This is a genomic window from Pedobacter sp. GSP4, from assembly GCF_051857575.1.
Lineage (GTDB): Bacteria > Bacteroidota > Bacteroidia > Sphingobacteriales > Sphingobacteriaceae > Pedobacter.
Genome location: NZ_JBPZIR010000002.1, coordinates 229,601 through 241,789, shown reverse-complemented (window position 1 = coordinate 241,789; position 12,189 = coordinate 229,601). Strand labels below are relative to the sequence as shown.

At 38.8% G+C, this 12,189-nt stretch carries 12 protein-coding genes; all 12 read right to left on the bottom strand.

The genetic code is table 11. The annotated features are described in order from the left end of the window. Positions 1–65: 65 nt before the first annotated feature. Entirely contained in the window at positions 66–365 is a 300-nt protein-coding gene (locus ACS5PU_RS04630) for a hypothetical protein (RefSeq protein WP_439458103.1), read from the bottom strand. Positions 366–412: 47 nt separating this feature from the next. Next, the gene (locus ACS5PU_RS04625; RefSeq protein ID WP_439458102.1) at positions 413–970 is read right to left on the bottom strand and encodes a hypothetical protein; all 558 of its coding nucleotides are present in this window, start codon (positions 968–970) and stop codon (positions 413–415) included. A 166-nt stretch (positions 971–1,136) separates the two neighbouring features. Then, positions 1,137–1,550, bottom strand: coding sequence for a helix-turn-helix domain-containing protein (locus ACS5PU_RS04620; RefSeq protein WP_439458101.1), 414 nt, complete (start codon positions 1,548–1,550; stop codon positions 1,137–1,139). Positions 1,551–1,681: 131 nt separating this feature from the next. After that, the gene (locus ACS5PU_RS04615) at positions 1,682–3,610 is read right to left on the bottom strand and encodes a polysaccharide biosynthesis protein (protein WP_439458100.1); all 1,929 of its coding nucleotides are present in this window, start codon (positions 3,608–3,610) and stop codon (positions 1,682–1,684) included. Positions 3,611–3,644: 34 nt separating this feature from the next. Then, the gene (locus ACS5PU_RS04610; RefSeq protein ID WP_439458099.1) at positions 3,645–4,700 is read right to left on the bottom strand and encodes a GNAT family N-acetyltransferase; all 1,056 of its coding nucleotides are present in this window, start codon (positions 4,698–4,700) and stop codon (positions 3,645–3,647) included. A gap of 31 nt (positions 4,701–4,731) precedes the next feature. Next, positions 4,732–5,769 carry a GNAT family N-acetyltransferase gene (locus ACS5PU_RS04605; RefSeq protein WP_439458098.1) on the bottom strand — a complete coding sequence of 346 codons (1,038 nt, stop codon included), beginning with the start codon at positions 5,767–5,769 and terminating at the stop codon, positions 4,732–4,734. 37 nt (positions 5,770–5,806) lie between these two features. Further along, positions 5,807–6,301: a GNAT family N-acetyltransferase gene (locus ACS5PU_RS04600; RefSeq protein WP_439458097.1), complete on the bottom strand. Its 495-nt coding sequence runs from the start codon at positions 6,299–6,301 to the stop codon at positions 5,807–5,809. Next, positions 6,298–7,269, bottom strand: a complete 972-nt coding sequence (locus ACS5PU_RS04595; protein ID WP_439458096.1) for a hypothetical protein — start codon at positions 7,267–7,269, stop codon at positions 6,298–6,300. Before ACS5PU_RS04595 ends, ACS5PU_RS04600 begins: the two co-directional genes overlap by 4 nt. Before the next feature lie 11 nt (positions 7,270–7,280). Next, positions 7,281–8,084: a phytanoyl-CoA dioxygenase family protein gene (locus ACS5PU_RS04590; RefSeq protein WP_439458095.1), complete on the bottom strand. Its 804-nt coding sequence runs from the start codon at positions 8,082–8,084 to the stop codon at positions 7,281–7,283. Positions 8,085–8,137: 53 nt separating this feature from the next. Then, entirely contained in the window at positions 8,138–9,292 is a 1,155-nt protein-coding gene (locus ACS5PU_RS04585; protein ID WP_439458094.1) for a glycosyltransferase family 4 protein, read from the bottom strand. A 77-nt stretch (positions 9,293–9,369) separates the two neighbouring features. Further along, positions 9,370–10,779 (bottom strand): pectate lyase family protein, encoded by a 1,410-nt coding sequence (locus tag ACS5PU_RS04580; protein ID WP_439458093.1) that lies wholly within the window; start codon positions 10,777–10,779, stop codon positions 9,370–9,372. Between the two features lie 212 nt (positions 10,780–10,991). Then, positions 10,992–12,083 carry an NAD-dependent epimerase gene (locus ACS5PU_RS04575; RefSeq protein WP_439458092.1) on the bottom strand — a complete coding sequence of 364 codons (1,092 nt, stop codon included), beginning with the start codon at positions 12,081–12,083 and terminating at the stop codon, positions 10,992–10,994. Between the last annotated feature and the right edge of the window lie 106 nt (positions 12,084–12,189).

The window sequence follows — 12,189 nt, the reverse complement described above, 5'->3', positions numbered from 1 at the left end:
TGTTATTGATTAATTTGAGTGAATTCCTGTTACACAGGACGTTAATTCTTAATTGTTAAGCAAGTTTATTTCTTGCCGTTCATATCCATAAAAATGGATTTTATCCCTTCCAGCAGCTCTTTTCTTTCGCTGGCCAGTACCAGTGGGAACCACTCATCGGTGTGCAGTTCTACCACATGCTCGTGGATGAGGTAATGCCTTCCGGTTCTAACCCTGCGTCTGTTGCCGGGTATAATTGTGCCAGATAACATTTTGATTATAATTTTGGTAATCATCCTAATATACTTGGGCGAATCTTCATACTTACAATCAATAAAAAGAATCCACAGTCCGTTCATTGTGTTATACTGTATACTTGCTTTCATTTATAAAGCTTATTAAAAGATGATCACTTAATTAGGCTAGATGGTGTTTACAGGCTAAATCCCCAGGCAATTCTGAACCCAACAAAGTTGTTGTTGTGGTCGCAGTGGTAAAATTTACCATTGCTCTCCCAGCGTAATCCTGCATCGATATAGTTGTTGTTGTGCAGATAAAAGATCATACCTGCCTGTGGCGCATACACAAATGCTGCTTTTTTTCCTTCCACACAATTGGTTTTGTTTAAAAGGAAAGAAAATCCGATTTCAGACTGCAGGTATAAATTACTTCTGTAGAAATATTTTAATCCTGCTTTAAATGGCACAAGCTGTAAATCATCAACCAGTGGTGAATAGCTTCCTGAAACAAAAATGTTGTTAAAGCCAGCGTTAAGTGATGCATATAGAATGCTTTCGGTAATCGGGAATTCTGCTTGGACCGAAACCCCTAACGGAGCCTCGTATTTTTTGGCCAGATAGCCTGTAGCCAGTCCTGTTTCAATACCTACGGTGTAACGGATACCGGTGCCACCATAAACCTGCGATTGTGCCTGGGCACCTTTAAAAATAAATAATGATAGAAGTAGAGTTAATGCGTTAATTGCTTTCATGATTTCAAAATTTTAGTGAATAGAAATCCATTACCACAAATAAATTTTTGTGGCAAATTATTTTAGAGAGATAAAAATTGATATTTAAGGCCTTTGCAGAACTGCAAAGCCTATGGATATGTTAACGTTAAAAAATAGTAAGGAATGAAAATAGAAGCGCAAAAGATCAGGAAACCGATCGGTTGTTTCTGGGCATGGTGTGGTGCCCAACAGTTTCCGAAACATTTTTATCCATGTTGGTATGGCTTAATATTTCATTGTATTTTTCGAGCAGCTTGATGTATTTGTTCATCCAGAAATAAACCGAATTGGCATCACCTTTGGTCAGATCTTCTGTATGCGTATCAAAAGCTTCGCGGATGGTGTTGCTGTTTTTGGCAAAAGTTTCGGGTAATTCTACTGAAAAATCGTGACCGATAACGGTGCCTACTTTCCAAATAATTTCTGGGTTAAGGCTTTTCTGATCGAACCAATTGTAAATAGTTCTTCTACTTACGTTTAATTTACGGGATAATTCACTTATTCCCATTCTGTCCCGGCGCACAACACGCTCAAGAACCTGGCCTACATTTAAACTCATAGCAGTTAATTTAATTTAAAATATCATTTAAAATCAATCAACAATTTGGGACGACTATGACTAATACTGCAATTTAATAAATTTTCTGTTAAGAAAAGCAAAATAAAACCAATGATTTTACATCAACTTAATCAGTTGGCAACCAAAAGATCAAGCTCTTCGTAACGCGAATTATTACTGATATAATCTGGTATAATTTCTTTCATTTTCTTTACCATGTTCAAATCGTTGCCATCATTATTCAGCACAATCAGATCTTTGATAATCTGGTTCACATATAAATAATTGTAGGCAACTTTCTGTGAAATTTTAATTTTTGGATGGTGTGTGGCCATAATTTCTTCTTCCATCAACAACAGCTCTTCGTATAGCTTCTCTCCCGGCCTTAAACCTGTAAATACGATATCAATATCGGTATAGGGCGCTAAGCCCGCCAGCTTGATCATATTGATTGCTAAATCGACAATTTTAACCGGTTTGCCCATATCAAACAAAAATATCTCACCGCCCTTGCCCATTGCGCCTGCTTCCATAACCAATTGTACGGCTTCGGGGATCGTCATAAAATAACGTGTTATTTCCGGATCGGTAACCGTAATCGGCCCCCTGCGTTCTATCTGGCTTTTAAACCTTGGGATAACTGATCCATTTGAACCCAATACGTTGCCGAAACGGGTGGTAACAAAGCGTGTACGAGAAGCCTGCGTAGTAATTTCGCCACTTGGCAATATTTCAGGACTGTTTAACGATTGGATATAAATTTCGGCCAGGCGTTTAGAGGCGCCCATTACATTGGTAGGTTTAACCGCTTTATCGGTACTGATCATTACAAATTTTTCTACCCCGAATTCCATCGCCACATCGGCCATGTTCTTGGTACCTAAAACATTGGTCAACACTGCCTCTGCCGGATTATCTTCCATCATGGGCACATGTTTATAGGCCGCAGCGTGAAATACAATTTCTGGTTTGTACAGCTCAAATAAAGTTCTGATCCGGTTTACGTTCTGTACGTTGGCCATAAAAATTTTCACATTGGCCGACTGGAAATTATCTTCAAGTTCCAGTTTCAGATCGTGTAAAGGGGTTTCTGCCTGATCGCAAAGGATAACCGTTTTGGGGCTGTACTGTAAAGCCTGTCTCACAATTTCTGATCCTATTGAGCCTGCCGCTCCGGTAATCAATATACATTTACCGCTCAGTTCTTTCAATATGTTCTTTTTGTTGAGCTTAATCGGTTCGCGTTCCAACAGATCTTCAATTTTAAGATCCCTCAACTGGTGCGAATCGAGCTTTCCGTATAACCATTTATCCGATGGTGGCACCATAATTACCTTAATGCCCTGGTTAACACAGATATCGATAATTTTCTTTTTGTTCAAAGTATTGAGTGCATCTTCGGCAAAAAGTATTTTTTTAATGTTGTGTTTTTCTTTTAGCAACTCTACCGAGCAAGAGTGGTACACTTTTTTCTGTTCGAGGTATTTATCTACGCGGTCTCTGTTATCGTCAATAAAACCAACAATATTCAGGTTGGAATCTTCGTTTTGCTCGATGGCTTTTTTAATCAGGATGGCTTTTTTTTCAGAACCGTAGATCAGCACGTTTTCTTTGGTTTCTGACTTAAGTTCTTTAAAGAAGAAAAATACACCTTTTACCAAAATACGCATTAAAATAAGCAGCGATGAGGAGATGAAGAAATTTAATATTAAAGCCTTATCCATTTGGCTCCAAAGCAATTGAAACCGTTGGGAAAGTATTTTATTTACACTGATAAAAAGTAAGCTGGTTACAAATACAGCCAAAAACACCCTTAAAATATCTTCGGTATTGGAGTACCTGATAATACCGGTATGTATACGGAAAGATATAAAAACACCGGCTGCAATTGCGCAGTACAGTGTTACATAAATAGAGTTGCTTGAACTAAAAACATCCACATAACTTAAGGTATTGGTAAGTACGATGGATATAAACAGGGTCCATACAACAATCATCTGATCGATTAATAATATTAACCATCTTGAGTGTGCTTTATCTGGAAAAAAGATCTTTTTCATAATTGAGAATCATCAAATAGGGTGAGCATTTTAGTTAAGGTTTCATTCGGTAAAGGGGAAAAAAATCTGGGGTATCGCTGTTATCGAAACCCGATTTTTCTACCAGTTGGTTGTAAACTGGTTCGTTTGCAATGTATCGCCAGCTGTAATAATCGAGTGCCAGATTGGAAAAGCCCAGCTTCCATTCCAGAAGCGAGTCTTCTTTAAAGCCCAGTCCGCCGCCCAAGTGGTAATATTTCATTCCCCACTTTCTGCCCAGTATACTCACTTCATCAATGAGGAACTTGGCCGGAGAATTTTTAAGGTGACTGGCGTTGGAGGCAATCAAATGCCCCTGGATAATGCCATTGGTACACATAATAATGCTTCCGCAGGCCAATTCGTTATCCAGGTAAACCAATATGAGCTTGCAATCGAACGCTGTTGAACGGATCAGTTGGGTAAAGTAATCTTCATCAAAAAGGTAAAAATCTTTCGCACTAATGCGGTTCATATTGGATTGATAGAGATTGGTAAACGTGGCAATATCAGCCTGCGATTCACTTTCCCGTGCAGTATAGCCCAGTCTACGGCATCTTTTTATGCTTTCTTTGGTACTTTGCCTGTATTGTTTATACTGTGCTTCTACACTCTGTTGCAGGTCGATGGCTATTGTTTTACCGTTCCGGTGCAAGCCATCGGTTTCTTTTAATAATTTATTCTGATTGAAAAACGGATGCAGTTTTGAGAAAACAGAAACGAATTTACCCTGATGCAAAAAAATATGGAAGGCCTTTAAAAAGTTATCCTTTAAATTGTCGGCTACATTTTCGAACCTCAAATTGGAAATAGGCCCCGAATACCCGTACACACAATGCAGATCTTTATAAATTGTACCTTCAATTGTGCGTGAAAGCAAAGGGATGGCTATAAAATTGCCGGCCTCGCTGTAAACGAATAAAACCGGCTCGCCATTTGCAGCCATTGCGTGGTATTGCCAGGTATGATAAAAATCATGATCAGCAGCAAGTTCCACATACTTTATCCAATCGTCTTTTTGATCTAAAGTTAATTGTAAAGTTGTACCAGTAGCATTTTTTTCAATCAGCATAATAATTCGTTAAAAAAGATGACTTAATTAATTATGAGGCAATGACGGGACTACGGTAAAGTGGGAAAAAATCGATATTTGAATAAGGATCCAGCGATCTTTCGGTTAAAAGTGTGTTGTATAATTCGTTGTTTGCAATATATCTCCAACTGTTAAATTCGAAGCATAGATTAGAGAAACCCATTTTCCAGCCAAATAGGGTATCTTCTTTAAAATTAACCCCTCCGCCAAGGTTAAAATACCTAAATCCCAGCTGGCGGCCTATAACCGTAATTTCATCAGTTAACAGTTTGGCCGGCGATTCGAACAAATGGGTGGTACGCGTAGCGAGTAAATGTACCTGCATAATTTCTTTGGTACACACTACAATGGCGCCCGATATGGCTATGCCATCTTTATACACCAAGAACAGCTTGCTATCAAATTCATCAGAAGTAAGCAAGGCTACAAAATAAGCATGGTTAAAGAGGTAATAATCTTTGGCCCCTATACGCTTCATATTTTCGGTGTATATTTCAGAGAAAACCAGTGCGTCGTTTATATCTGTAGAAATTTTCACAATATAATCGCGCTTTCTTAACCGCCTTATTTTCTCCTTAACACTCTTTCGGTAACCGGCACGTTGGCTCTCTATGGTGGTGGTTAAATCAATAGCTACGGTTTTGCCATTTGCGTGTACGCCCGAAAATTTCTCCATTAAGCGCTCCTGATCGAAAAAAGGATGCAGCCTGGAGAAAACAGTTACATTTTGTCCGGTTTGCAGGTATCCGATAAACGAGGTTTTAAACCGTTCCATGAACTCATCTTCGAGTGATTTGAAATCCATGTTCGAAATTGGGCCTGTATATCCATAAACGGATGTAAAATCGAAAAAATCAGATCCGGGTATATTCCGTTTTAAAAGTGGGAAGGCAATAAAATTCTCGTCTTCTTCATACACAAATAAAATTGGTAAACCGCTTTTATCTAAAGAATGGTAATACCATGTATGGTAAAAATCGTAGTGAAGGGACTTTTTTACATAATCAGTCCAGTCTTGCTTATCATTTATTGTAACAATCTTTCTCATTTTTGAGGCTGTTAATATGGTAGAATATGATTTATTTTTAATTTATGGCAAGCAGAACCGATGAGTTGATTACCATTTTAATAAAATCGTGTTCCTGGGATACTTGTTCGAAACCTACTTTTCTATAAATGGAGTAGGCTGCTAAATTTTCCGCATGAACTTCTAAAAAAACGTATTTAAGGTTGAGGTTGTAAAAAGCATATTTAAGTAGCATTAGCGATGCTGCGTAGCCTATCCCCTTTCCCCAATATTTTTTTTCTCCAATGAAGAGGTGAAATTCTGCTTTTTCGTTTTCGATATCAAGTAGCTGAATGTTCCCGATGTACTCGTTTGTATTTTTAACGCAGATGGCAAACCGTTTTTCGTTGGCCTGGTTTAACTTGTTCAGCAACCATTGTTTTTCTACCTCGGGGGTTATGGGCTGTTGAAGCACAAACTTGGTATACGACCAAATTTCGGGATCGTTTCTCCACTTATACGATACATCTGCGTCTTTTAATTCGAGTGGCCTTAAATAAATCTGGGTGTTCATAAGAGCGGTTTTAAAGCTTTAACCATGGTTTGCATATCGGCCAGGTTGTAACGGTGATCGATGGGCAGCGCAACCAGGTTTTTAGCAAGAAAATATTCATAACTATCTGTATTGGCCCATTCGTAAACATTTGGCCAGTAAGTGGCTACAAATATTTTTTGATTGATGAGCTGCTGTTTTACCGTTGGGTCATCAAGCAATAACGGATAAACCATTGGAACATCGTCGGCCGTAAAGTTCAGTTTCAGAATGTTTTTATCGCCAAGGTAACTTTGCAGGTAGGCAAAATTATTTCTTCTGATCTCTGCACATTTCTGATAATCGATGCCGGCAAGGATGGTCTCTGTAAGCGCCGACATCTTTTTGATCTCATTGTTGCAGAGCCCCCTGTTGTTCTCTATATAATCTCCATAACCTTCTTCAATATTGATATCGATACTTTTAATGAGATGCGAAAAACGATCGGTTGATTGATCCTGTTTTAAGCTTATGCCCAATGGTGCCGAGGTGTTGAGGTAAGCGCCATCTGGCACGCCAAAAAACTTACGGCACGAATAAAAGGTATCGATATGTGCAATAGGTTTGCAAAAAAAAGCCTGTGCATTATCTACAACGAGGTTTTTAATTGTTGTGCTCAGTTTTTGAACAGTTTCTGTTTTCAGCCCAAAATAATTGGTGTATAAAAAACAGCTGCGTTCTGCAATTTCAAAATCTATAATCGGATCGAGGTCTTCATCAATCCGGTAGAAATGATAGGCAACATTAAGTTTCTTTAAAGGTTCGAGCAAAACCTCGCAGGTAAAATACGGGAGGTAAATGCTGGTATATTTCCGTACACGGAGAATATATTCGAGTGCGTTTCTTCCGGTGTTTAAACTGATCAGATCGGGATGATAAGCTGTTCCTTTGGGGAGTTGAAGCTCTATATAACCTCCAATCGTTTTTGCCGGGTATGTTTGGGTTTCCATGGTTTAAGCATTTATCCTTGATCTGATTTGTACATGCGCCGTTCAAAAGGCATATAATACTCCTGCAAACTGGCAGGCACCCTGGCGTTGTAGCCAATAATCTGTCTTAAATCACTATCAATCTTTTCGCCGAACTCGTATCCCAAAAATCTAGGATAATCAAATTGCTGTTTAATGTAAGGCTTGGTAAAGCCCAGGGTTAAGGCCCTGCGCTGTTTGCGGGTAAAGTTTGTACCGCCGGCATGCCAGATATTGGAATCGAAAAGTATAATGCTGCCTTTCTTAGCCACGGCCTGTTTTGAAAATGCCTTGAAGTGCTTTTCTTCCGGGCGGATATCCAATTTATGAGAGCCGGATAAGAAATGCGTGGCCCCATTAAATATGGTAAAGTCATCCAGTGCAATAATCATCTGGATCATAAATTTATTTTCGGATGAAAAGGTGCGTACATCGCGGTGGATATTTTGCACGTATGATTTGCTTTTTTTGGTATTAATTACACCATTAATGCCGTTTAAGATATAATTTCCACCCAAAAAATCGCGTATTTCGCGGTGGCAGTATAATTTGCCCAAAAGCTCCATGGCAAAGTTATCTTTCTCCAGCAAGTGGTGCAGGGTTCCCTCCATGTTGACATCAATTCCGTTTAAAACCTGTATTTCTCTTCTTAGCAGATATGAGGTTTCAAAGCTTGTGGTAATTTCGGAAATTAATTTCTGATTGATTGCCTTTTCATACACAACCCATCCATACTCATCTATAGCTTCTCTAAAGTCGGCTAAGGTGGCCCGTTTGTAAATAAATGTATTGTTCACAGTTTAAGGTTTAGTTGATTAAATTTGGTTAGTTTAAGGAAACAGCAGGTAGGTTAAGCCTGAAGTTGCATAATTTTGAAGAGTTCGGTGTTAACTAGATTTACATCAAACTTTGAACGGGCAAATGCGTGCCCTTGGTTTCCAAAGCTGATAATATCATCGCTATTATTGATAAAGTGTTCCATTTTGTTGGCCAGTGCCTTGGCATCTTTAACGGGTATCAGAAACCCATTTGCGCGTTCAGGATCTGGATTAACCGTTTCTCTGCAGCCTACCGAATCGCTGGTAATCAGTGCCCTGCCCATGGCCATGCCTTCCAGCATGCAGCGCGGAACGCCTTCGCCATAATAAGATGGCAGAACCATTACCGAAGCATTTTCAATATCAGGACGCACATCATCAACCTGCCCAATGTAATGGATCACATCTCCTTTGGCTATTTCGCTGTAAAGATCGGGGTGAATGGCATCTATGTTGCTATCATACGGTCCAATAAGCTTAAAAACAGTTTGTGGAAACCGCGCACGGATCAATTTTGCAGCATCGTAATATTCTTTAATGCCTTTTGCATTGATTAACCTCGATACCATTAAAAATGTAATGGGCGATGTGGCTGGTTTGGTGTAGTTGTAATGCGTTAAATCTACACCAGATCCGTTAACAACGTATACCTGATGTTTTTTACTCAGGATTTTTAGTTCGATCAGGCGCTCAGAATCGTCTTTGTTCTGAAAAATAATGTTTAAGCGCGGATTTGGTTTTAAACTTAGCTTAAGCAGCAGCCTGGTTATTTTAACAATGAGTTTGTTACTTGTGCTGTTGTTGGTAAAATTATAACCCAGCCCGGTAAGCATGGGGGCAATTAATTTAACCTTGCATATTTTGGCTAAAAAGGAGCCGTAAATAACAGGTTTAAAGGTATAGGGAAAGAAAATATCGGGTTTTATCTTTCTAATGAGTTTGTAAAGCGAAAAGATAAATTTTAAATCTGACAGGATAGATACATTACTACCGTTGAGCTCGCTTTCGTAAGTAATTACCCCTAATTCCTTTAAACGGCTGCGTACAGATTCTTGTTCAATTTTTGGTGTAAACACATACACCTGGTTGTATTGCTGCATCTTTTCGATCAACCTGCCCCTAAAGTCGAGCAATGATCTGGAAGAATCGCAGACTATAAAAATCTTTTTCTTAATAATGTTCATCATGTCAAGTTTTGTAATTTAAACTGCAAAGCCACCCATCCAGGTGGCTTCACAGAAAAAATATGAAGATTTTGCTTTACCTATTTGGCACCAGCATTCGCCATAACGATTGAAGGCACACTTGCCGCATCGTTCAGGAACGATTTGTAATCATACTCTGGTACCCAGGTAGAAACTGCAGTGGTGATATTGTTTGCACCGCATTTATCATAAATATTTGTCGTAATACCGCTAAAATATCCTTCAGGATCAGAAGCTACTTTGGTAGTTAAAGGTTTAGCACAGTTAGAGAAATACTCGTTATCTGTTCTTACAATACCGCCTGCTCTGGTACCGATTGAGTAACCCACATTGTTTAAGTGATAGTTGTTAAACATGTGTACACTACCATAGTTCATTGATGGCTCTCTTTCTGAAACATTGTACCACATGTTATGGTGCATGGTTACGTGAAGTTTTCCTTTATCCGCTTCGTGCCCTTCAATACCACCGCTAATCAATACTGATAAGTTGGTATCGTGGAATTTGCTCCATGAAACGGTTACATAATCAGATTCTCTGGTAATGGTAATGTCTTTACCCCAATAGTCCCATCCGTGTGTACGGTCAGTAGAAAAATCGCAATGATCTACCCAGATGTGGTGTGCAGCTTCTTTAATCTGTACAGCTGCCGATTCTACATAGTTTTTAAAGGTTATATTCTGAATGATAATGTTGCTTACTGTATAAATATATAAGTTAACACCTTCTATAACTGCTCCAGATCTACCAATGATTGATTTATTTGATTTTACATAGACAGGATCAATTCCGGCGCCTTTAATTGTACCGCTGATATATACCGTACGGGTTACGTTATCGCCAAGGGCAGCTTTTAACTGAGCCAGTGTAGTTACCGTAGTTTCTACACCTCCCTGGCCACCGGTTGTTTTACCATTTACCAAAGCATAACCTACCAAGGCTGTATTTACAACAGGAGTAGTAGGAACGGTTACGCTTTCATTTGGCGTTTCAGCCGGAGGTAACGCGGTGCTTGCGCCCATTACATAGGTATAACTACGGCCGTTTGTTCTTGGATCTGTATTATCAGAAGCCGAGAATATTACTGTAGTACCCCAATGGCTAAACCTACCTTTACCTATATTTCTTATATCATCGTGTACAGCGTGGGCGGGCCCTAACTCTACACCATCTTCAAATAACCTTAAAATTGATTGCTCTTTTGCACTTGAATTATCACCACCAGCAATAGATTGTGAAATTTTGAAAGCGTAACCACCTTCTGACTTTACACCAGATAAGCTTAATTTACCTGTACTTCCGCTTGTTGCAGCTAGTACGGCTGAAGAATCGCCTGAAAACAGTTCAGTACTATCAGCCTGTACATCATCTGCTTGCACACTTTTTTTACAATTACTAAAAAAAATAATTGCCGTTAACATTAAACCAATTAGACTCACTTTTTTAAACAAATTTGTTTTTCTCTGCATTTTGTATTTTTTTTAAATTTACAACTTAACGCTATATGCGATAAATGAGTATATCTAAAAAATTGCAGCTAAAACACTGATAATTAAATAATAGGCTTAATATTCACAATTATTTCTACTGTAAACCAATTGCTTACAGATAGTAAAATGACAACTTTATAATTCACAATATGTAAACTAATAATACAACTACTTTACAATCAAATGACAAACTAAACAGCCACAGTAATGGTTTTAGGGGTTAACTGTAAATTTGGGTGGTAAAAAGTTGTAAACCAGTTTACAAAATTCTTTACACCTGTGTGTACAGAAACGGCTGGTTCATAGTTTAAAAGGTTCTTTAAATCATCCACATCTGCCGAGGTTTCTGCCACATCGCCATCCTGCATAGGCATAAATATCTTTTGTGCGGTAATACCTGTTTCTTTTTCAATTTCTTCTACAAAATCCAATAATTTAACCGGTGCCCCCCTGCCAATGTTAAATACGGCAAATGGTGCTGCAGAAGTGGCCGGATCTGGATTAAGGCCGTTCCAGTTCGGGTTCGATTTAGCCGGTTGATCGAAAATCCGCACTATGCCTTCTATAATATCATCTACATAGGTAAAGTCGCGTTTCATTTCGCCATTGTTAAAAACTTCGATCGGTTTGCCCTCTATAATGGCTTTGGTAAATAGGAATAGAGCCATATCCGGACGGCCCCAAGGACCATAAACTGTAAAGAACCTTAATGCTGTGGTTGGCAGATTAAAAAGATGGCTGTAGGCATGGGCCATTAATTCGTTGCTTTTTTTCGAAGCGGCATATAAAGAAACCGGATGATCTACGTTATCATGAGCAGAAAAAGGCATTTTTTTATTCATGCCGTATACGCTAGATGAACTGGCGTAAAGCAAGTGCCCAATTTTGAAATGACGGCTACACTCCAATATGTTTAAAAAACCTTTAATGTTGGCTTCTATATAGGCATCTGGATTGGTTAGGCTATAACGCACACCTGCCTGGGCTGCCAAATTACAAACTGCATCAAACTGATAGGTTTTAAAGCAGTTTTCCAAACTTTCTTTATCGCAGATATCTAATTTTATAAAGGTATAATTTTCGTATTTGGCACTTACCTGAGGAACGCCATAAACCAGCTCTTTGTGTGCAATACCGGTTTGTTCTAAACGGGCATGTTTAAGGTTTACATCGTAGTAATCGTTAATATTATCAATACCAACAACAACATCTCCTCTTTCCAGTAAGCGTTTTGCCAGGTGGAAGCCAATAAAGCCGGCTGTACCGGTAATTAAAATTTTCATAAAATTAGGTTTTGAGAAACAGTTAAGGATAGCCCCTTTAAGAGGCATGGATTTTTAGTTATTTCTTTACACAGCAAAGCTTGCCGTAGTGGTACGGCACAATAAA